Below are 21284 nucleotides of genomic sequence, written 5' to 3' on the forward strand. Positions count from 1 at the left end.
CCCTTAACTTACTTCTGCACGTTTTTTAGATGTGGCAGAATCAGCGGATGATGTATAACAATGAACGCCATCTGTTGTAACAATTTTTCTGAATTCGGAAAGGAGGTGATTCGTAATCTCACCTGGCTTACCGTCGCTAATGGTTCGTTTGTCAACTTCAACTACTGCAATAACTTCAGCAGCTGTTCCAGTTAAAAATACTTCATCAGCAACATAAACATCATGACGGGTGAAAGGTGTTTCTCTCATTTCATACCCATTTTTTCTTGCTAAATCTATAATCGCATTTCTTGTAATCCCTTCAAGTGCCCCTAAATATACTGGAGGGGTATAGATCGTACCGTTTTTCACAATAAATATATTGTCTGCGGAGCCTTCCGTAACATAGCCTTGATCATTTAACATTAATGCTTCATGGGCTCCAGCTTGGTTTGCTTCCAATTTTACGAGAATATTATTTAAATAGTTGAGCGATTTTACTTGAGGGCTTAATACATCCGGGCGATTCCTCCTACTAGAAACGGAAGCAACTGTTAACCCTCGTTCATATAATTCCTTTGGAAAGAGGGCGAGTTCTTCTGCGATTACAATAACACGTGGTTGTAAGCAGTTTGTAGGATCCAAACCTAAATTACCAGGTCCACGTGAGACAACGACACGGATGTAAGCACTATCCAGTTGATTTTTCCTTACAGTGTCAATAATAATTTGCTGCATTTCCTCCTTCGTGTATGGAATATTCAACATAATGGATTGTGCTGATTCATATAAACGTCTGAGATGATCATCTAATTTAAAAATATTACCGCTGTAAACTCGAATCCCTTCAAACACCCCGTCTCCATATAAAAAACCATGATCATATACAGAGATGACGGCTTCTTCTTTTTTAACTAATTTGTCTCCCATAAAAATCCATTGACTGCTCATACGTTACCACTCCTTCCTTTAGAATTTGTTCGCTTTAAAGCGAGAAAGTTACCATGTAATAGAATAGCCTAAGGCCATTTTTCTCCAGTCATGAAGTCATGAACATAGGCTTCAATTGCTGTGGAAAATTTTTAAATTTCAAGTTAATTTGAAGGTTTAAAAAATTAGTATTGTGGTCATGATACATCCATTTTAGAAGGAGGTCAACACTATAACGTTAAATTTTCTGACAGTTATGATAATTTCGATTTTTAGAAAGCGTTTACAACCCTATAATGAAAGGGAAATCTATTAAAATGAAATTAAATTGTAAATTTTTTTGAAGCGTTTTCAGTTGCGGTTAAAAATAGAAATTTGACTACTATATAAATAGTAAAACTGTTTATGTTTTCCATATTTAACAACCTATTCATTTATAAGTAACAAAGTTTGCGCAAAAATAGCCAAATTTTAATTTAATTTTTACTTAGGGTGAGAGTTTCCTTCATCATCTCATTCGCTTGTTCATAGAATATGTTAATAATGTAAATGGGAGGTTTTTTGGGATGAATACAGAATCAGATGAGCTTGTGAAAGCCATTGGTGAGATTACGGAAATAGCTGAAGGCTTTGGATTAGATTTTTATCCAATGAGATATGAAATTTGTCCCGCAGATATTATTTACACGTTTGGTGCTTACGGAATGCCAACCCGTTTTTCCCATTGGAGTTTCGGAAAACAATTCCATAAAATGAAGCTTCAATACGACTTAGGTTTAAGTAAAATATACGAGTTAGTTATTAATTCCAATCCATGCTACGCTTTTTTATTAGATACAAACTCCTTGATTCAGAACAAGTTAATCATCGCACACGTACTTGCTCATTGTGACTTCTTCAAAAACAATGTCCGCTTTTCAAATACACGCAGGGATATGGTGGAAAGTATGACGGCAACAGCGGAACGGATAGCTCATTATGAATTAGTTCACGGCAGACAAGAGGTGGAAGAATTTCTTGATGCTGTATTGGCCATTCAAGAACACATTGACCCAAGTTTAGTTCGACCAAAGTTGTCTTGGTCTATAGAGGATATTTGGCAGGAAGAAGAGGAAGAGGAAGATACGAAAGAATCTCCGTATGATGATCTCTGGTCATTAGATGATAGATCCAATGCCAAAAAAACTAGATTTACTAGAAAGAAAAAGAAACTTCCTCCGAGCCCTGAAAAAGATATTTTATTATTTATTGAAGAATATAGTAGAGAGTTGGAAGACTGGCAGCGAGATATCCTTACGATGATGAGAGAAGAAATGCTATATTTTTGGCCGCAGCTAGAAACGAAAATTATGAATGAAGGATGGGCTAGTTATTGGCACCAACGAATTATCCGGGAAATGGACCTGACATCGGATGAAGCTATTGAATTTGCTAAACTAAATGCAGGAGTTGTTCAGCCCTCCAAAACACAAATTAACCCTTACTATTTAGGTTTGAAGATCTTTGAAGATATTGAAGAAAGATATAATAACCCAACAGAGGAGATGAAAGAAAGGCAGGGGATTAAACCAAATAGCGGCCGGGAAAAGATTTTTGAAGTACGTGAAATTGAGTCTGATATATCCTTTATTCGAAACTACTTAACAAAGGATTTAGTTTCACGGGAAGACATGTATTTGTTCCAGAAAAAAGGCCGTGAATATAAAATCGTAGATAAAGAGTGGGAAAAGGTCCGAGATCAGCTCATTAGCAGCAGAGTGAATGGAGGATTCCCTTACATTGTTGTTACAGATGGTGACCATTTAAAAAATGGCGAACTCTATTTAACTCATATGTATGAAGGTATTGAACTAGATACAAAATACCTTGAAAAAACATTACCATACATTTATAAGCTGTGGGGAAGATCGGTACACATGGAAACGGTCCTCGCAGATCGGAAAATGGTATTTACGTACGATGGAAGGAAAATTAATAAAAGGTATGTTTAGGTTGAAGAGGGTGTCTCAAAAGGTATATTTATACCTATCGAGTCACCCTCTTCCAATTTACATAATCAATTTATTTAGAATGTTGGTTTTCATAAACTACCTTTTGGGTAAATACCATAAAAGGGTGTATATTAAGGAGAAAATGATGGAAACTTTTATATAAAGAGCAGAATAGGACTGGAGGTTATGCTGTTGAATAGATTGAATGAAGAAGCCCGGGAAAAGTACTTTGACCAGATATTTCAATCACTTAAAAACAAAGAAAAAGATACGTTTTTGGAGCTTTTTCTAGAATTACATCCTACTGACCAAGTGGAGCTGTTTGAGGCTCTGTATAAGGACAAGCGTCCCATGTTTTATGAATATTTATCTGCTAGTGAATTTGCAGAAATATTCCAAGGCTTAGATGTGGATGAACAAAAGGAAGTAATTTTAGAATTAGATAAAAGCTATGCTGCTGAAATGTTTAACCATATGCAGTCTGATGATATTGCTGATTTCTTAGGGGAAATTAACGAACCACATGCAAAAGACATCTTAAATGCAATGGATAAAGAGGAAGCAGATGAAGTTATTGAGCTTCTATCCTATCCAGAGGAGTCGGCCGGGGCTTTAATGACGAAAGAATTTATTTCCATTAAAGCTACAGATAATGTTTCAAGCGTTATGGAACACTTGAGAAAGGCAGGTCCAGAAGCGGAGACGGTTTATTATCTTTATGTTGTTGATAATAAAGACAAGCTAGTTGGAGTTGTTTCCTTACGTGATATAATTGTTGCTCCGTTAACGGAAACTGTGGAAAATTTAATGAGCACACAAGTAGTATCTGTGGAAGCACATACAGATCAGGAAGAAGTGGCTGAGTTAATCAAAGATTATGATTTATTAGCCGCACCGGTTGTTACAACGACGAATGAGCTCATCGGTATTGTTACTGTTGATGATGTGATGGACGTATTGGAAGAGGAAACAACGGAGGATTTTGATGATTTTACTGCTGCAAAAGGGGCAACAGACGTTAATATTAGTTCCTTCTCCGCAGCTAAAAAACGCTCTCCGTGGATTATTATGCTCATGTTCTTCGGTTTAATTACAGCCGGAGTTATTGGTCAATTTGAAGAAACCTTGGAGGAAATTGTTATACTTGCGGTATTTATCCCACTAATTATGGACTCAGCTGGTAATACTGGTACTCAGTCCTTAGCAGTTATGGTCCGTTCTTTAGCAACAGGCTCTTTTGAAAGAAAAGGGCTCGTTCATACTATAAAAAGGGAATTTGGTACAGGGCTTATGCTCGGGCTAATTTGTGCCATTGTATTAATGATCGTTGTTCCATTCCTTTACCAAAGCTATATGCTAGCGTTTATCGTTGGTATTTCTTTATTCTTGACCCTTAGTATCGCTACGATTATTGGTGCTGTAGTACCAGTTATCATTACTAAATTAAAGCTGGACCCAGCGATAGCATCTGGACCATTTATTACAACCGTTAATGATATCTTAGGTTTGTTAATTTATTTCTCCATCGCTACAGCCTTAATTGATTATTTACCAACTTAAAAAATTTCATAAGCTAAAGGATTCTAGATAGGACAATTTCGTAAGGCACCTTCTGTTGAAGGTGTCTCTTTATTGATATTGTAGGACTGGTGATACATAAACTTGGTTTTTAAGTTAAAATAACTTATGATTTTTTTATAATTGGCAATAAATACTAATTGGAAGGGAGTTTATAATGATTTCAACCATAAAAAAAGTCCTCTATATGAACAAAATAAAAAACTTACTTAAACAGCATCAGATTACTGTCCTTCATTTTATCCCAGGGAGAGTCCGGTTAGCTTCACCTCATTGGAAAGACGAGACGTATATTTTAAGAAGAATTATCGAAGAATTAAGAAGTGAGGAACGGATTTTTTCTGTTGTATATACGAAGGAAACAGGGAGCTTATTGATTACATATAATAAGGATCCTGTACATAATGAGAAACAAATTGAATCGTGGTTTGAGAGATTATCTAATATATTGAGTGGAAATTAGGTCAATAGAAATAAATACAGGATGGAGGGAATCCTCTATATGATTTCATCACTATTTGGTTTAGGAGCATCTATTTTTGGTCCTAAAGTATTCTCGTTTTTTAATGATCAAAATATACACGTTATACATGCTATGCCAGGACGGATACGGTTGCAGTGCGATAGGTGGAAAGATAAAGTGGTTGCTCAAAGCTTAGAAAAAAACTTATCTGATGATGCTTTAGTGAAGCGAGTGAAGGCAACCCCAGTATCTGGAAGTTTACTCTTGGAGTTTAATGTTCCTCATCTTACTCAAGAACAATTTGATAAAGTACTGGTTCAAGCAGTTGAAGCAGCTGTTTCGGCATACCCCCAAATGGAGTCACAAATCATGGATAAAATGAGGAAAACGGTTCAAGTGGTGGATGGACAAATAAAAAAAAGAACCTCAGCGTTAGCTGATTTGGATTCCATCTTAGTTTTGTTAATGCTTGGAAAAGGAATCTCTGGCTTCTCTAAGAATCCATCATTTTCCAGTAGCTTATTATTTTGGGCTTATAACATCATTACGAATCGAAAGGAAATGGATGATGATCGGTATTACTGATATTCTACATAGCTTACCTGGCAGAACGAGAATCAAACTTAATACAGAATTAGCTCCTGCAGTTGTAGAATACACATTCCGTAAACTGCCGTACATTTATTCTGCGAACTATACGGCAGAAACAAATTCCTTGCTTCTTTATCACCCTCCGGCTATTTCTACTTTGAAACTCATAAGGAGTATTAAACAACAATTCCAGTCTAAGGCATTTTTAACTACAAATAAAATTTCACTAGATCCAAATAAATTAAGGATATTGCTCGGAGGGAGCGCCTTTTTATTAGATAATTTATTAAAACAAAATATAGCTGTAGGATACAATAAGTTGTTCAATTTAACCACAATAACAGCAATGACCCTTTCTACGGATATTTTTAAAAGTGGTATAAAGTCTCTTTTCAAGGAAAGACGTGCAAACGGAGACACCTTAACTGCATCAGCTATTATTGCTTCTATATTAAAAGGAAATCCAAAGTCAGCCCTAGTAATTTTGATTATGGGAAGTATTAGTGAATTAATCACAGAGTATACAGCCAATCGTACAAGAAACCATGTCAGTCACATGCTCAGTTTGGACATCCCTTTCTTATGGAAAGTAGATGAAGATGGAATCGAAACGAAAGTTCCAATGGAGGATGTAAAAAAAGGTGACATTATTGCCGTATTTCATGGGGAGAAAATCCCAGTTGATGGGGAAGTCTTGGATGGAAATGGAACTATTGATGAGTCCTCTATAACAGGTGAGTTTCTTCCCAAAGGAACAGAAAAAGGCAGTGAGGTATACGCGGGGAGTATATTGAAGGAAGGACAGTTAAAAATAAGAGTGGAACATGCAGGTGAAGATACAGCTGTTACGAAGATGATTCACCTTATTGAAGAAGCACAAAGTAAACAAGCTCCGATTCAATCTTTGGCCGTAAGAGTTTCTGAACAGCTTGTTCCCATCTCCTTCCTTATGGCTGGATTAGTCTATGCAACAACAAGGAGTTGGGACCGCGTACTAAGTATGTTAACGATTGATTTTGTTTGCGGCCTTAAGCTTTCTACTGCAACAGCCTTTTCAGCTGCAGTAGGAAAAGCAGCTAAAAAAGGTATAATCGTTAAAGGTGGACAATATATTGAAAGGCTTGCACAAATAGACACGCTCATCCTTGATAAAACAGGTACGATTACGGAAGGGAAACCATTTGTTACTAAGGTAAGACCATACAATGGTTTTTCAGAGGAGGATGTCATTTATTACGCCGCTTCAGCTGAAGAACATTCTTCCCATCCAATAGCAGAAGCAATTCTAAAAAGGGCGTATGAACTAGGAGGTAACATTCCTGAGCATGATCATGATAGAATAGAAAATATAGTTGGGCGTGGTGTACAAGCGTTTGTAAATAATAAGCCTGTCTTAGTAGGAAACTTAAAGTTTATGAAGGACTCACACGTTAACTTGTCCAATTTAGAATATAGCCTAGATAGAGTAGATAAAGAAGAGAATGTTATATATGTATCCTATGATCAACTGTTAATTGGGACTATTACCATTGACGATAAGGTAAGGTTAGGAATGGGAGATACCATTCAGTCTTTACGCCAACATGGCATAAATGAAGTTGTGATGCTTACGGGGGATAAGAAGCACACAGCCAGAAGGATCTCAAATCAATTGTCTCTTGATTCTTATCACGCAGAAGCTCTACCAAAAGAGAAAGCTGACTACGTGAAAAGCTATAGACAAAAAAACAACATTGTAATGATGGTAGGGGATGGTATAAATGATGCACCAGCGTTGGCTTATGCAGATGTTGGAGTAACAATGGGGACAAAACGGACAGATATTGCTGTAGAAGCCAGTGATGTAACGATCATGTCAGATGACCCAAAAAATCTTGCCAATGTCGTCTATCTTTCCAAGGAAACCCTTGGAATTATTCAGCAAAATTTTATGATTACAATGTTAGTAAATAGTGCGGCCATACTCCTTGGTGCTGTTGGTGTTATTTCACCAATAACAGGGGCTGGGATACATAATGGCGCTACAATCTTTACAGTCTTTAACAGTGCAAGGATAGTATTAAGGGGGTGATAGTTAATATGAATGGGAATTTTGCTATTATGCATGATATACCTGGACGTCTTCGTATAATAATTCCTCCTTTGGGGGATAACAAGGACTATGAGAAAATGGAAGAAATGTTTGCCTCTTTAAGTGGTGTCAAAAAGGTCCGAATAGAACCGATTATACGTTCTATGTTAATTGAATATGATTTGGAATTAATGGAAAGAAAAGTGCTTCTTGGGTATATCTCTTTATTTTTTGAAAAAACTTGGTGTGATCCTATTGATAATTTAATGGGGAAAGTGACCCCATCTATCCGAAAAGATTTATTTCGGTCTGTTATTTCTGGATTTTTATTACTCCTTGCCTTTACAAGAAAATCGGTAAGACCAAGGCCAGATATTATTGATTATGCTGTTGTCATTTCAACCGGCTACACTGTATTATCTCATGGTAATCAAGGGCAAAATAAATTAGGACACCCGGATATTATTACTGGAATTATAACAATGCTATCTTTAGGGACTCAAAACATTCTTCAAGTTTCTTTCGTTACATGGGCTGTTAACTTGTTTGAAATCTTTTATGATATGTACAGGACGAAAGCTGTTTAATTAAGTAATAAAAGGAGGAAATTAAAAATGGCATTTAATAATGACTTTTTAATGGGGTTTGTATCCGGTGCAGTAGTTGGTGCAGTGGGCTATCGAATTTATGATCAAAATGGAGGTCAACTAAATCGTTTAATTCAGACCCAGCCATTCAATTTAGGAAATCAAGGGAATGGTAATCAAATGAATGGACAATCCCCTACGTTAGAAGAGCTAATTGCCCAAAAGGAAAAATTAGAAGACCTAATCGCTGAAAAAAATCTAGATGTTTAAGTGTATATAAAGCATAACAAATCGAGAAGCACGAATAGCTATTCGTGCTTTTTATAAATGGCTTATGAAATTTAAAATCGGATAAACGGAATTGAAGGCTTTTTATTTCGAGTATCTTTTAACAATAAAATTCTTTACCTTCACAGTGGAGATGACTAATAAAATAATAATAATTACTGCAATAGCTTCACTCATACCTTGCCCCTCCCCAAAATGTTTATATAAAAGAAATAGTTTTGCTCTAACTAAACTTATTTATTTTATTATATACATCTAGTTAGGAGAATGGTACAACTTGAGTGAATAATTTTACTAAAAATGGATACTATGATTGAATCATAAAGGGTGGTATCAAAGGTAAAAACCTTGAAACCACCCTTTTCCAATCCGTGTTAGTGACTTTTAACTAGCTCCACTGGCCCGTGATCATCGCAATGATCTCCGTGAACATGGTGTAAGCGGCCATTTACTAAATAGTCCATATGATCCCCATGTGGTACCAATTCATGCCCACAATCTGCGGAGTGGTCACACCCGCAGCTAATTTCATTACAAGTATCAGGATTTTTTTCGCTTACAGGTATTTTACACTCATCCCAATGTCCATTATGTTCATGATGCAAGTGTCCATTATGGACATAATCAATATGGTCGCCATGACGTATTTTTGTATGACCACAAGCACTGCTGTGCTGGTGAGGATGGTTTTCATGAACGTTGTGTCCTTGTTCTCCATTTGCCATGCTTATCCCCCCTTGTAGTTAAGGGTTCCCTTATTTATTGGAATATAATCAGCAAATTGGAGTAATTCATGTATCCTTTTAGTATAATTATATTGATGAGGGTAACCTGCGAAAAATATATTTAGTATCTCTCGTTGACATACCTTCAAAAGGGTATCTGATTATGAACATCAGGTTTTTAATACAATATTTATTTTTTTAATAGAAAAAATCCCTCAGTTTAACCAAGGACTGAGGGATTTTCTGTGGGGAAAACCTTAATTCAGAGTACAAAAAATTCTCCCCCCTGTAAAAGACTTTTAAAATTTTCTGAAAACCATGTGTGTAAGTAAATTATTGATTAGTTCTATCAATAGTCTATTTATCAGTAAAAGGGGAATTAATTTTCTTGCGCCAACTTGACTAAGGACATTCTACATTTATTATCGTTGACAACAATAAATTCCGTATCTATAATAGAGCTTTTATTTACTTAGGTAAACTTTTTTTATACCGTATAAAAAATATAACTGTAGGAAAAAGAGGTGTAGTAATGAAAAATGATTTCTGATAGAGAAAAGAAAACATCTGTTCAAACTGAGCTGACAGATCCCATCAAACCATATAAAAAAGTTTATTCGAAAATTTTATTCATCCTTGGAATACTAATAATTACATTATTTTGTGTTATGGTTTTGGCTAGTTCCATTGGTCCAGTATCTATTCCGTTTAATCATACAATTGCTATTGCATTGGATTTTTTTAAATTTAATACGGGAGTAGAATATATTCAGCGGGACTACATTGTTATAACAGAAATTAGACTCCCAAGAGTTATTGTAGGGGCTTTGGTTGGCGCAGCACTTGGAATTTCAGGAGCAATTATGCAGGGATTGTTTCGAAATCCCCTTGTTGAGCCAGGATATATTGGTGTTTCCAGTGGTGCTGCAGTTGGTGCGGTCATAGCTCTTTTTTTTGGGTGGACACAAATTAGTAAATGGTTTTTACCTGGTGCTGCTTTTCTTGGTGCATTGCTGTCTATTTTAACGATTCTATTCATTTGGCAATTAAGCAGAAAGTCGTCTGTGTCAACATTATTATTAGTGGGGCTTGGTATTAATCTCTTTCTTTCTGCGATTATTAGTGTTTTTATTGCCAGTGCACCTAGTGAGCAGGAATTGAGAAGTATTGTATTTTGGCTTCAAGGAGGGTTTGAAGCTAGAACTTGGCATCATGTTCAATTAATCAGTCCCTTCATTTTAGGTGCGATCCTTATTGCTGCTTTTTTTGCTAGAGAACTAAACATGATGCTGCTTGGAGATGAGCAAGCGAAAAGCTCAGGTGTAAATGTCCGAAAAACAAGGTACATATTGCTAGGCTTAGCGGCTTTAATGACAGGAATAGGAGTATCTGTTAGTGGAACAATTGGTTTCGTAGGGTTAGTTGTACCGCATGTCATTCGACTGCTCTTTGGACCGGACCACCGTATATTATTGCCGGCCAGTGCCCTTGGAGGAGCTGCCTTTCTAGTATTGGCTGATCTTGTTTCGCGAATGGTACTTCACCCTGTAGTTTTACAGGTAGGTGTCGTCTGTGCGCTTGTGGGTGCTCCTATATTCTTATTCCTTATCCTTAAATCGAGAAGGGGGAGTATCTAAGTGAATCAAATTATTGCGAATAATGTCTCCGTAAGTTTATCCAATCAACAAATTTTAAAAGAAATATCTTTGGAAGCTAAAAGCGGTGAATTTATTGGGCTTATTGGATCAAATGGTTCTGGTAAATCTACCTTGCTTCGTGCCCTTTGCGGATTAATCCCTTTTCAGCATGGGAAAATAAATATTAACGGAAAAGAAATTTCCCATTTCATTCCAAAGGAAATGGCTCGAATTATTGGTTACGTTCCTCAAGATACTTCTCTTGGATTTGATTTTCTTGTTCGAGAAATAGTATTGATGGGAAGGCATGTGCATATTCCAAGGTTTGGTGTGGAGGGGCCAAAGGATTTTGAAACAGCCGAAGCCGCTATGGCCAGAACATCCATTACCCATCTTGCAGACCGTTATGTAACAAGCTTGTCTGGCGGTCAAAGACAAATGGTTTTTATTGCAAAAGCATTGGCCCAAGAACCTGGAATTTTGTTGTTTGACGAACCTATATCCGCACTAGATATCAATAGGCAGCTTCAAGTACTAGAACTCATTCGGACATTATCGTATGAAGGAGTACTGGCTATTGCAGCATTGCACGATCTTAATCTAGCTGCACGGTATTGTGACCGATTAATTTTAATTAAAGAAGGGCAAGTGATTGCATCGGGAAGCCCAGAGGAAGTTCTTACCGTAGATACACTTCAATCGAGCTACGGTGTTCACTCTGTTATACGTGAAGATGTAATCGTTAATGCTAGATCCATAACAGCCATAAGTTATGACTTAGATAAGAAAAAGAGAGAAACATCTCAGCGCTCAAGCATTCATGTCATTGCTGGAGCTGGTAAAGCATCTAAGCTTCTTACTGCCTTATACCGTCATAAATTCCATGTTACGGTTGGTCCTATAGAGGAGCATGATCCAGATGCCCTGCTTGCCAAAGAATTGGGTATGAAAGTAATTGCATACCCATCTTATACACCAATGTCCAATGAAATCGTAGAGCAAAGCCGAAGCGTACAAAATCAAGCGGATTATACAATAGTCGCTCCTGTACCTATTGGCCATGTTAATAGAGGGTTAACGAGATTGCTAGACACACAGAATTTACTTGTTCTAGCTCAAAAGGATTTTCAGGGCCCTGGGCTTACGGATGATCTTGGTCAGAATGGTCTTTCGATTCGCGAAATAGTAGAGAGAGTGACGGAAAAAGGAAAATGGAAAGTTGCTTTATAACAAGCGGATTTTCTGCAAGTACATTAGATAATGGAGGAAAAAACATGAATCAATTAAATACAACTTATATCAAAAAAGGATTTTTAGGATTTTTTAGCATCATTTTAATTCTTAGTTTATTAACAGCATGTGGTTCAAACGAAAGTGCTGCTACAACTGATGAAGAAAATAAAGTGGAAGATGACGCTGATGTAAACGAAACGGATCGTGCAACTGAAGAGGAAGAAGAAGTAGTGGGAGAAGCTCCTTTCCCTCGTACATTGATGTTAGGTGAAGAAGAGATTACAGTTCTTGAAAAGCCAGAAAGTATTACAGCTATCTCGTTAGATACTACGGAGGTTCTTTTGAGTCTAGTAGATCCTGGACAAGTAGCTGCACTTTCACAGAGTATCTCTAATGAATATTTATCTCATTTTAGTCATAAAACAGATGAATTTTCTAGAAAACTAGCAGGTTCAAGCATTGATCCAGAGGAAATTATCTCTTATGATACAGATCTTGTTCTTGTTACATTGACACACGGTGCTGAACAAGATGCGGCCGAGATGCTTCAACATGTTGGTATTCCTTTTGCTGCTTTCAGCCGCTGGCATACAGTGGAACTACTAAAAGAAAATATTTTAACCATTGGTGAATTGGTAGCGGAAGAAGAGAAAGCTCAAGGAATTATAGAAAATATAGAAGAACATGTCAATGTGGTTCAGTCTGCCCTTCAAGATGTAGCGGAGAAGCCTACTGTACTTGTATTATCTCAGGTGGGGTCTACTACCGGTCCATTTGTTCTTGGTCCTACAAGTATTTCCTATGATATTGTAAAATTAGCCGGAGGAACACCAGCTTCTGACTCTATTGGTTTAGAAAACACTGCTCCAGTGTCTATAGAACACATTATTGAAATGGATCCAGACTTTATCATTTTAGTGGAGTGGGGTACTACGAGTGATGAATTTAGTGAGCTTGTCGATTCAGCCGGATTCGAAGCATTAAGAGCAGTGGAAAATGGGAATGTCAAACATATGAAAGCAAGAGATATCATGATTTCTAATCAGCATGCCGTTCTTAATGGCTTAGGAGAAATTGCAGAATGGGTTCATCCGGAGAGATTTAATTAATGAAGGTGGAGTTAGTCCAAGTACATGATGAAAGTGAGTGAAGGTAATGATTGGTGTGATAATTTTTGCCTATGGAGCACCTGGTTCATTGGACAATCTAAAGGAATACTATACACATATACGCCATGGGAATGCACCTAGTGAAGAGGAAATGGCTGCTGTGAAAGAACAATATCGTAATATTGGAACGACAGACCTTCTAGGCTCGATTACAGAGCGACAAGCGGAGGCTTTAACACATTCACTGCAACCCTATTTTGAAGAGGAAGTGAAAGTTTATACCGCTTTTAAACATACTGCACCTTTTGTGGAAGATACGGTTTTACAAATGGTTAATGAAGGCGTTTCTCAGGTCATTACATTTCCTATTAAACCATTGTATTCTAAAACAGGGACAGGTCTGTATCAAATAAAAGTACGTAAAGCTTTGGCAAAGCTGGGATCAACTATCCCTGTATTAGACGTTGATCACTGGCATTTACATGACGAATTCGTTTCAGTAATGGCTAAACGTGTGAAAACGGCGGTAAAGTGGCTGCCAAGCCATATACGTAATGAAACAACTGTTATCTTTACTGCCCATAGTCAACCGGGTAAGCCTGAAACGTATAAGGAATACAGCGAAGAATTTACTGAATTAGGTAAAAGTATTGCCAACCAGCTTCAATTAAAAAATTGGCGAATTGCTTACCGTAGTGCTGGTTCCCATGAAGACCTTTGGTCAGGTCCAGATGTAAAAGATGTGATACAAGAGGAAGGAAAAAAAGGGATAAAAGGCGTTGTAGCTTGTGATCTATTATCCGTTACTTCAAATATAGAAGTTTTATATGACATTGGTTATGATTGCCAGCTATTATGTAAACGGATGGGCATAGAGTTTATACGTACAGAGATCCCTAACGACTCCTATGATTTTATTATGGCATTGACGACTATTGTAAAAGAGAGGGTTATATTAAATAAATTAACAGAGGAATACCAATTCAATAAATTAAAACCGAGTTCTAAGTAAGAAAATCTTTAAACATGAAAAAGACAAAAAAGCCACATATTTACATAGCTTGAATGTGGCTTTTTTGCGCATGATTAAAAGATTTAGCTATATGTACACAAAGACTGCTCTCAACAATTTTTGGTATAATAAAATAAAAATCTGGCCTAAACTTGTATTTAGAGGGAAAAATGTGTATTATTTGGTAAGCATTTAAATAGGAAGGAAGGGGATGTTGTGGCAACTCCTAGTATGGAAGATTATTTAGAACGTATATATGAATTAATTGAAACGAAAGGTTATGCCCGAGTATCGGATATTGCTAATCAGCTAGATGTTCATCCATCATCCGTAACAAAAATGATTCAAAAATTAGACGAGAGCGAATATTTAGTTTATGAAAAATATCGAGGCCTTATTTTAACAGCAAAAGGGAAAAAGATTGGTAAAAAATTAGTGGACCGCCATGCGTTACTGGAAGAATTTCTATCAATAATTGGGGTCAACAAGGATAATATTTATGATGATGTTGAGGGTATTGAGCATCATTTAAGCTGGGAGTCCATTACTTGTATTGAAAATTTGGTTCAATATTTTCAAGAAGATCCTAAACGGTTGGAAGACCTTAACATTTTGAAACAATCAGAAGATCAAAATAAAGAAATAAAAACGCCTAATCGATAAGTGACTATCGGTTAGGTCTTTTTTATTTTCTTTTTTTTAGTTTAATGCAATAATTTTAAAGTGAAAAAAAAAACTTTCGCGTAGTGAATAAAACTGAATAAATGCGAAATATTAAAAATGTAACCTTAATAAAGATAGGTTAGGGGGCCTTCAATGAATGATAAAGATATGAAAGTAGATTACAGTTTATGGGGCAATAAAATAAAGGGGGAGTCAGCTTTATGAAAAACGTTAGCAATTATTCCTCTGCTGTTTGGGTATATATTGTCATTATTATTATCTTAATAAGTGTAACTGGATCTTTAAGATACTTATTTTAATGTTAGATAGTTTTCATCTAAAAATTAAAAGTACAAAATTTAATGGTAAAAAACACTTACACCAAATCGTTTATCGGTTAGGTGATTTTTTTATTTTTTCTTGACAAAAATACAAAATGGTTGTATTTTTGAGTTGAGTAAAATAATTTTACCTAAAGCAACAAAAGTGAGGTAAAGTATTTTATTTGGAAGTGTAAAGCAATATCTCCTTGAATCCCCCGGATGCCAACGGGGGCTTTCTATTTTCTCTCCATATGCCCCAAGTATTAAATTACTGACATCAACTTCTACGATCAACTGGAAAAATTCTCATAATGCAGTTTTCTTGACAAATTTAAATAATGTAATATAAGATTATTTTAAGTTTTACCTAAGGAAACTTTTTTTACCCTTGCCAAATATGTGGTTTGTAATCATAATATTATTATAGAGCGTTGGGAAGGGAGGATAGGGAGGTTGAATAAAATGAAAAAAATTAAAAGATTAAAAACCCAAAAGATCCTGCAACAAATCAACGTAAAGAAGTTGATTGAAGCTAAAAGAAATAAAAAAACATTATGATTAAAAAAAAGTTCTAGACAAATTACTAAAGCATATTTTATAATTGGAATCGAGTTTTTCCTAAGGGAAAAAAATATTATCCCGTCCAAATAAATAGGTTTGGACAAAAGTTTTGAAATTAAGGAAACTGTGATGGCATGATGTAACAAATGTAAAATACCATACATAAAAGGCTTAATGTGCCTAAAAAGTTGGTATTGACCAATGAATTTACTTTTAGACAATTATTTTCAATGAAGTAACTATGGTCTTGCCGCGTTAGTAATTTACGAGTATTGTCCAGCACAGTTTTAAGAATTTTTAATTAAAAGGGGAGAGGGAAGAAGCATGTTTAAAAAGAAATCATTTTGGTTGAACTTAAGCTTTGCGTTAGTACTTAGTTTATTATTAGCCGCCTGTGGCAGTGATGAAACTGCTCAAGAACAGGATGGTGAAGCCGGCGGTGATGGTTTAACAATCACTACAAGCTTTTCTGTATTAGGAGATATTGTTGCTCAAGTTATAGGTGACCGTGGAAGTGTAGAGTACATTGTACCAGTTGGTGAAGAGCCGCACGAATATGAGCCAGTTCCAAGTGACTTTCAAAAGGTTAGCGATGCCGATGTATTTTATGTGAATGGTCTCGATTTGGAAGAATGGTTAGAGAAGATTGTGGAGAATGTTACGGATACAGAAATTATTACTCTTTCCAATGGGGTAACAGCAATTCCATTAGAAGATGATGACGAAGATGATCCACACGCTTGGTTAAGTCCTAAGAATGTAATTATCTATGTTGAAAACCTTCTTGAAGATTTAATTGAAAGAGATCCTGAAGGGGAAGATATTTATACTGCTAATGCAGAAGCGTTTATTTCTGAATTGAATGAACTTGATGCTTGGATTGAAGAGCAAGTACAGCAAATTCCAGAAGAGCATCGTGTCATTGTTGTAAGTGAGAATGCCTTTAAATATTTTGGAGCAGATTACGGCTTTCTTACAGAAGGGATTTGGGAAATCAACTCCCATGAGGAAGGAACACCTCAACAATTTGCCCGCTTAGCGGAACTCGTAAGAGAGCGTAATGTACCAGGACTTTTTGTTGAAACAACAGTGGATAACCGCTACATGGAAACCGTTTCTAATGAATCCGGTGTTCCAATTGTCGGTGAAGTATACACAGATGCCATTGGTGAAGCTGGCAGCGGTGCTGATACGTATATTGGTATGATGAGACATAATGTTCAAGTATTCGTTGACGGATTAAGTGGAAGTGTTGCAACTTCAGGTGAAGGATTAAATATCACAACAAGCTTTTCTGTACTAGGAGATATTATTGCTCAAATTATTGGTGATCGCGGAACGGTAGATTACATTGTACCAGTTGGAGAAGAACCACATGAATATGAGCCGGTTCCAAGTGATTTCCAAAAGGTTAGCGACGCGGATGTCTTTTATGTAAATGGTCTTGATCTAGAAGAGTGGCTAGAAAAGATCGTATCGAATGTAACAGATACGGACATCGTTACTGTTTCCGGTGGTGTAACACCTATTCCTTTAGAAGATGACGATGAAGATGATCCCCATGCTTGGTTAAGTCCAAAAAACGTGATTATCTATGTTGAAAACATTCTTAATGACTTAATTGAAAGAGATCCACAAGGGGAAAGTGTTTATACTGCAAATGCAGAAGCATATATTGCTGAGTTAGAGGAGCTTGATGCTTGGATTCAAGAACAAGTACAACAAATTCCAGAAGAACACCGTGTTATTGTTGTAAGTGAGAATGCCTTTAAATACTTTGGGGCAGATTACGGTTTCCATACAGAAGGAATTTGGGAAATCAATTCTCACGAGGAAGGAACACCTCAACAGTTTGCACGTTTAGCTGAATTAGTCCAAGAGCGAAATGTGCCTGGCTTATTTGTTGAAACAACTGTAGATAACCGTTACATGGAGACAGTGTCTAACGAGTCTGGGGTTCCAATTGTAGGAGAAGTTTATACAGATGCCATTGGTGAAGCTGGAAGTGGAGCCGATACGTATATCGATATGATGAGGCATAATGTTCAAGTATTTGTTGACGGTTTAAGCTAAGAGAATAATAATATAAAGCAAAAGGCACCTATAAAATTGTCCTTATAGTGGTGCCTTTTGCTTATATATTTAATTTTGTTTCATTAGAAAAGTTTAACATTGTCAGTAGGCAGGAGTATAATAAAATATAGGTTATTTTTTTAAGAGTTTACTAGGAGGGTTGTTTTATGGGAAATGGACTCTGTTTAGAGATAAATCAATTATCCGTATCTTATCATGGTGAAAAAGCATTGGAGGATATTTCTCTATCGATTCCAGCGCAGCAATTAGTTGGAATTATCGGACCAAATGGAGCTGGAAAATCTACTTTAATCAAAGCGATTTTAGGACTAATCCCTGGATATAAAGGAAAAATTAAAGTGTTAGGTAAGAATGTAAATGCTATCCGTAAACAGATTGCGTATGTTCCTCAACGAAATGATGTGGATATGGACTTTCCCGTATTAGTGGAGGATGTTGTATTAATGGGACGTTATCCACATTTATCATGGTACGGGCGCCCTAAAAAAGAAGACCGTGAAATAGCGTTGAATAGTTTAAAACAAGTGGGGATGCTTGATTATCATAAAAGGCAAATTGGGGAACTGTCAGGGGGACAGCAGCAGCGGGTGTTTTTAGCTCGAGCATTAGCTCAGGAAGCCAATTTATTTTTTTTGGATGAACCATTCTCAGGTATTGATGTGACTTCGGAAAAAATAATCATTGATATTTTACGAGGATTAAGGGATCAAGGAAAAACTTTATTTGTTGTTCACCACGACTTAAGCAAAGTGGAAAGTTATTTTGACAGCCTTATTTTGCTCAATAAACGCTTAATTTCCTGTGGGAATTCAGAAGAGGTTTTAGGAGTTGACCAAATAGAGCAGGCCTATGAAGGTAGTGCAGTTATTTTATCTGGGGAAAATGGAAAGCTGGTGGTGAGTAGCTAATGGATAATTTGAGTTTTTTCTTCGATGCATTATTTCAATATAAATTTTTACAAAATGCAATGATGGCAGGAGTTCTTGTTGGAATTATATGTGGTGTCGTTGGTTGCTTTATCATTTTGAGGGGGATGGCACTCATGGGGGATGCTATTTCTCATGCAGTTCTTCCTGGCGTTGTTATTGCCTATATGATTGGAGCAAGCTTTTTTATAGGAGCTGTTATAACAGGTGTTTTAACAGCGTTAGCTATTGGCTATGTGTCTCAAAACAGTAAGATTAAACATGACTCTTCCATTGGAATTATGTTTACTGCAGCATTTGCATTAGGTGTTGTATTAATTACCTTGAATAGAGGTACCGGTGTGGATCTTTGGCATATATTATTTGGAAATGTATTAGCAGTGTCTACGACGGATCTTTGGATGACGATTGGAATTGGGATCGTTGTTTTAACATTAATATTTTTATTTTATAAACAATTGGTATTAAGTACGTTCGATCCGATCATGGCACAAGCAATAGGTTTACCTACAAAATTGATCCATTATATTTTAATGTTGGTCCTCTCCTTAGTAACTGTTGCATCATTAAATTCCGTAGGGATTATTTTGGTTGTTGCTATGCTTATTACACCAGGAGCGACTGCCTATTTACTAACGGATCGTTTACCAGTAATGATGGGGCTTTCTGCAGTATTTGGATCCGTTTCAGCAATAATTGGTGTTTACTATTCCTTTATTTATGATGTTGCTACAGGTGCCTCCATTGTTTTAGTGGCTTCTATTTTCTTTATTATTGCTTTTCTACTTTCTCCAAAGCACGGGATTATTGTTCGATGGGGTAGGGCAAAAATGGCAGACAGAAATACAAATGAGAATACATCCATATAAAAAAATTTGAAAACAAAAGGCGACTTCCCCTTACAACTATAGGGAAGTCGCTTTTTTAGGAGATTTTATTATTAGTAATGTTATTAGCACATTGTAAAAGGGATAAGAGACCTTCATGCTCCACATATTACATAGATATAAGTTAAAAATATTAAAGGTAACTGTTTATACTGTATTAAAAATGGTGGGTAGGTTGGAATAAAACTATTTGTGTTCAAACTTTGTTCAAAATTAACTTTTTTTCTAAAAAACTTTTTTAAAGTTCATTGACAATGATTCTCATTCGCACTATACTAAGAATTGTGGATGGGGATGATAATCATTCTCAATAAATACTTACAAATGATAACATATAATGTTTAGGGGGATTACAAAATGAGCAAATCTTTAAAATCAGTTTTATTTTTTGCAGTAATGTCGTTACTACTTTTAGTTGCAGTAGCTTGCGGAAACGGTGATAGTGATGCTGCAGAATCGAATGAACAAGATCAAGAGGATGCACAAGTAGAAGATGATGCTACGGAAGAAGACGAAGCAACAGCTGAAGATGCAGGTGTTGTAAACCTTTATACTAGCCGTCACTATGATACAGATCGTGAGCTTTACGATTTATTTACAGAAGAAACTGGAATCGTAGTTAACGTAATCGAAGGTAGTGGTCCGGAACTAATCGAGCGTATGAACATCGAAGGGGAAGCTACAGAAGCGGACGTATTTATTACAGCTGACGCAGGTAACCTCCATGTTGCGAAAATGGATGACTTATTCCAACCAATCGAAAGTGAAGTTTTATTTAACAACATTCCTGAAAACTTACGTGATGCAGACAATCAATGGTTCGGATTAACACAAAGAGCCCGTGTATTTGTTTACGCAAAAGACCGCGTTGATCCATCTGAACTTTCTACTTACGAAGCAATCACAGGACCTGAATGGGAAGGTAGATTATTAGCACGTACATCTGAGAACATGTACAACATCTCTATTATGGCTTCTTTCATTGAATTGTGGGGTGAAGAGGCTGCAGAAGAGTGGGCTAATGGGTTCGCAAACAATATGGCAAGAGATCCTCAAGGTGGAGACACGGACCAAGCAAGAGCAGTAGTTGCTGGTGAAGGTGACGTAGCACTAATGAACACGTACTACATTGGACGTTTACTAAACTCAGAAGATCCAGGTGATGTAGAAGTTGGAGAAGCAGTAGGAGTATTCTTCCCTAACCAAGAGACAACTGGAACCCATGTAAACATTAGTGGTGCTGGAGTTACAAAGCATTCCAAAAACGTAGAAAATGCGATTAAATTCTTAGAGTTCTTATCTGGTGAACATGCACAACAAGTATTTGCTGAAGGTAACAATGAGTATCCAGCTAATCCAAACGTTCCTTGGTCTGATACAGTTGCTGCTTGGGGAGAGTTTAAAGCACAAGATATTAATTTAACAGTTTTAGGTGAAAATCAACAAGAAGCAATCAGAATCTTTGACCGATCTGGCTGGAGATAATAAGGGTTAATCTTTGTACCGGAATCTTCTATAGTTTCCGGTACGTTGTTTTTTCAAAATATGTCCATTTCTTTTTAAAGTAAATTTCTGTATAATTAAATGGGGATGGAATCTATTTTATTGAAATAGTAATATTATATCTATTTACAAA

Annotated in this window: 18 protein-coding genes; 16 read left to right on the forward strand and 2 right to left on the reverse strand. The window is 36.4% G+C overall.

The window, feature by feature from the left end; genetic code table 11:
• Positions 1 to 3 precede the first annotated feature (3 nt).
• Positions 4 to 930, reverse strand: coding sequence for a branched-chain-amino-acid transaminase (gene ilvE / locus J2S74_RS23115; RefSeq protein WP_307330759.1), 927 nt, complete (start codon positions 928 to 930; stop codon positions 4 to 6).
• A gap of 545 nt (positions 931 to 1475) precedes the next feature.
• Here ilvE and J2S74_RS23120 point away from each other — a divergent pair.
• The 7 genes from J2S74_RS23120 (at position 1476) to J2S74_RS23150 (ending at position 8460) form a co-directional block, all read left to right on the forward strand.
• Complete coding sequence (locus J2S74_RS23120; RefSeq protein WP_307330761.1) at positions 1476 to 2900, forward strand: SpoVR family protein; 1425 nt, start codon at positions 1476 to 1478, stop codon at positions 2898 to 2900.
• Positions 2901 to 3092: 192 nt separating this feature from the next.
• Positions 3093 to 4460, forward strand: a complete 1368-nt coding sequence (mgtE, locus tag J2S74_RS23125) for a magnesium transporter (protein ID WP_307330765.1) — start codon at positions 3093 to 3095, stop codon at positions 4458 to 4460.
• Between the two features lie 175 nt (positions 4461 to 4635).
• Complete coding sequence (locus J2S74_RS23130) at positions 4636 to 4941, forward strand: HMA2 domain-containing protein (RefSeq protein ID WP_307330768.1); 306 nt, start codon at positions 4636 to 4638, stop codon at positions 4939 to 4941.
• Between the two features lie 39 nt (positions 4942 to 4980).
• Positions 4981 to 5526 carry an HMA2 domain-containing protein gene (locus J2S74_RS23135; RefSeq protein WP_307330770.1) on the forward strand — a complete coding sequence of 182 codons (546 nt, stop codon included), beginning with the start codon at positions 4981 to 4983 and terminating at the stop codon, positions 5524 to 5526.
• On the forward strand, positions 5510 to 7603 hold the full coding sequence (locus J2S74_RS23140) for a heavy metal translocating P-type ATPase (RefSeq protein ID WP_307330773.1): 2094 nt from the start codon (positions 5510 to 5512) through the stop codon (positions 7601 to 7603). Before J2S74_RS23135 ends, J2S74_RS23140 begins: the two co-directional genes overlap by 17 nt.
• 8 nt (positions 7604 to 7611) lie before the next feature.
• Positions 7612 to 8190 (forward strand): HMA2 domain-containing protein, encoded by a 579-nt coding sequence (locus J2S74_RS23145; RefSeq protein ID WP_307330776.1) that lies wholly within the window; start codon positions 7612 to 7614, stop codon positions 8188 to 8190.
• A 27-nt stretch (positions 8191 to 8217) separates the two neighbouring features.
• Positions 8218 to 8460: a hypothetical protein gene (locus J2S74_RS23150; RefSeq protein ID WP_307330778.1), complete on the forward strand. Its 243-nt coding sequence runs from the start codon at positions 8218 to 8220 to the stop codon at positions 8458 to 8460.
• Between the two features lie 392 nt (positions 8461 to 8852).
• Here J2S74_RS23150 and J2S74_RS23155 read toward each other — a convergent pair whose 3' ends face one another.
• On the reverse strand, positions 8853 to 9203 hold the full coding sequence (locus J2S74_RS23155; protein ID WP_307330780.1) for a hypothetical protein: 351 nt from the start codon (positions 9201 to 9203) through the stop codon (positions 8853 to 8855).
• 539 nt (positions 9204 to 9742) lie between these two features.
• Here J2S74_RS23155 and J2S74_RS23160 point away from each other — a divergent pair.
• The 9 genes from J2S74_RS23160 to J2S74_RS23200 all read left to right on the forward strand — a co-directional run bounded on the left by J2S74_RS23160 (position 9743) and on the right by J2S74_RS23200 (position 21133).
• Positions 9743 to 10840 carry a FecCD family ABC transporter permease gene (locus J2S74_RS23160; RefSeq protein ID WP_307330782.1) on the forward strand — a complete coding sequence of 366 codons (1098 nt, stop codon included), beginning with the start codon at positions 9743 to 9745 and terminating at the stop codon, positions 10838 to 10840.
• Positions 10841 to 12070 carry an ABC transporter ATP-binding protein gene (locus J2S74_RS23165; RefSeq protein WP_307330784.1) on the forward strand — a complete coding sequence of 410 codons (1230 nt, stop codon included), beginning with the start codon at positions 10841 to 10843 and terminating at the stop codon, positions 12068 to 12070.
• Between the two features lie 44 nt (positions 12071 to 12114).
• A complete protein-coding gene (locus J2S74_RS23170) occupies positions 12115 to 13182 on the forward strand; it encodes an ABC transporter substrate-binding protein (RefSeq protein WP_307330787.1) in 1068 nt (355 codons plus the stop codon).
• Positions 13183 to 13228: 46 nt separating this feature from the next.
• Positions 13229 to 14194 carry a ferrochelatase gene (gene hemH / locus J2S74_RS23175; RefSeq protein ID WP_307330871.1) on the forward strand — a complete coding sequence of 322 codons (966 nt, stop codon included), beginning with the start codon at positions 13229 to 13231 and terminating at the stop codon, positions 14192 to 14194.
• Between the two features lie 231 nt (positions 14195 to 14425).
• A complete protein-coding gene (gene mntR, locus J2S74_RS23180; RefSeq protein WP_370876056.1) occupies positions 14426 to 14857 on the forward strand; it encodes a transcriptional regulator MntR in 432 nt (143 codons plus the stop codon).
• Positions 14858 to 16065: 1208 nt separating this feature from the next.
• Positions 16066 to 17814 (forward strand): metal ABC transporter substrate-binding protein, encoded by a 1749-nt coding sequence (locus J2S74_RS23185; protein WP_307330793.1) that lies wholly within the window; start codon positions 16066 to 16068, stop codon positions 17812 to 17814.
• Between the two features lie 167 nt (positions 17815 to 17981).
• Positions 17982 to 18743 carry a metal ABC transporter ATP-binding protein gene (locus tag J2S74_RS23190; protein ID WP_307330796.1) on the forward strand — a complete coding sequence of 254 codons (762 nt, stop codon included), beginning with the start codon at positions 17982 to 17984 and terminating at the stop codon, positions 18741 to 18743.
• On the forward strand, positions 18743 to 19630 hold the full coding sequence (locus J2S74_RS23195; protein WP_307330798.1) for a metal ABC transporter permease: 888 nt from the start codon (positions 18743 to 18745) through the stop codon (positions 19628 to 19630). The genes J2S74_RS23190 and J2S74_RS23195 overlap by 1 nt, the downstream gene beginning before the upstream one ends.
• Positions 19631 to 20005: 375 nt before the next feature.
• Entirely contained in the window at positions 20006 to 21133 is a 1128-nt protein-coding gene (locus J2S74_RS23200) for a Fe(3+) ABC transporter substrate-binding protein (RefSeq protein WP_307330801.1), read from the forward strand.
• Positions 21134 to 21284: the final 151 nt, after the last annotated feature.

Origin of the sequence: Evansella vedderi (genome assembly GCF_030813435.1) — a bacterium.
GTDB lineage: Bacteria > Bacillota > Bacilli > Bacillales > Salisediminibacteriaceae > Evansella > Evansella vedderi.

Coding starts and splice junctions, on each gene's coding strand:
- J2S74_RS23185 (WP_307330793.1), top strand. CDS start 16,066: ATGTTTAAAAAGAAATCATTTTGGTTGAACTTAAGCTTTGCGTTAGTA.
- J2S74_RS23190 (WP_307330796.1), top strand. CDS start 17,982: ATGGGAAATGGACTCTGTTTAGAGATAAATCAATTATCCGTATCTTAT.
- J2S74_RS23135 (WP_307330770.1), top strand. CDS start 4,981: ATGATTTCATCACTATTTGGTTTAGGAGCATCTATTTTTGGTCCTAAA.
- J2S74_RS23170 (WP_307330787.1), top strand. CDS start 12,115: ATGAATCAATTAAATACAACTTATATCAAAAAAGGATTTTTAGGATTT.
- J2S74_RS23195 (WP_307330798.1), top strand. CDS start 18,743: ATGGATAATTTGAGTTTTTTCTTCGATGCATTATTTCAATATAAATTT.
- J2S74_RS23160 (WP_307330782.1), top strand. CDS start 9,743: ATGATTTCTGATAGAGAAAAGAAAACATCTGTTCAAACTGAGCTGACA.
- J2S74_RS23140 (WP_307330773.1), top strand. CDS start 5,510: ATGATCGGTATTACTGATATTCTACATAGCTTACCTGGCAGAACGAGA.
- hemH (WP_307330871.1), top strand. CDS start 13,229: ATGATTGGTGTGATAATTTTTGCCTATGGAGCACCTGGTTCATTGGAC.
- J2S74_RS23145 (WP_307330776.1), top strand. CDS start 7,612: ATGAATGGGAATTTTGCTATTATGCATGATATACCTGGACGTCTTCGT.
- J2S74_RS23150 (WP_307330778.1), top strand. CDS start 8,218: ATGGCATTTAATAATGACTTTTTAATGGGGTTTGTATCCGGTGCAGTA.
- mntR (WP_370876056.1), top strand. CDS start 14,426: ATGGAAGATTATTTAGAACGTATATATGAATTAATTGAAACGAAAGGT.
- ilvE (WP_307330759.1), bottom strand. CDS start 930: ATGAGCAGTCAATGGATTTTTATGGGAGACAAATTAGTTAAAAAAGAA.
- J2S74_RS23200 (WP_307330801.1), top strand. CDS start 20,006: ATGAGCAAATCTTTAAAATCAGTTTTATTTTTTGCAGTAATGTCGTTA.
- J2S74_RS23155 (WP_307330780.1), bottom strand. CDS start 9,203: ATGGCAAATGGAGAACAAGGACACAACGTTCATGAAAACCATCCTCAC.
- J2S74_RS23120 (WP_307330761.1), top strand. CDS start 1,476: ATGAATACAGAATCAGATGAGCTTGTGAAAGCCATTGGTGAGATTACG.
- J2S74_RS23130 (WP_307330768.1), top strand. CDS start 4,636: ATGATTTCAACCATAAAAAAAGTCCTCTATATGAACAAAATAAAAAAC.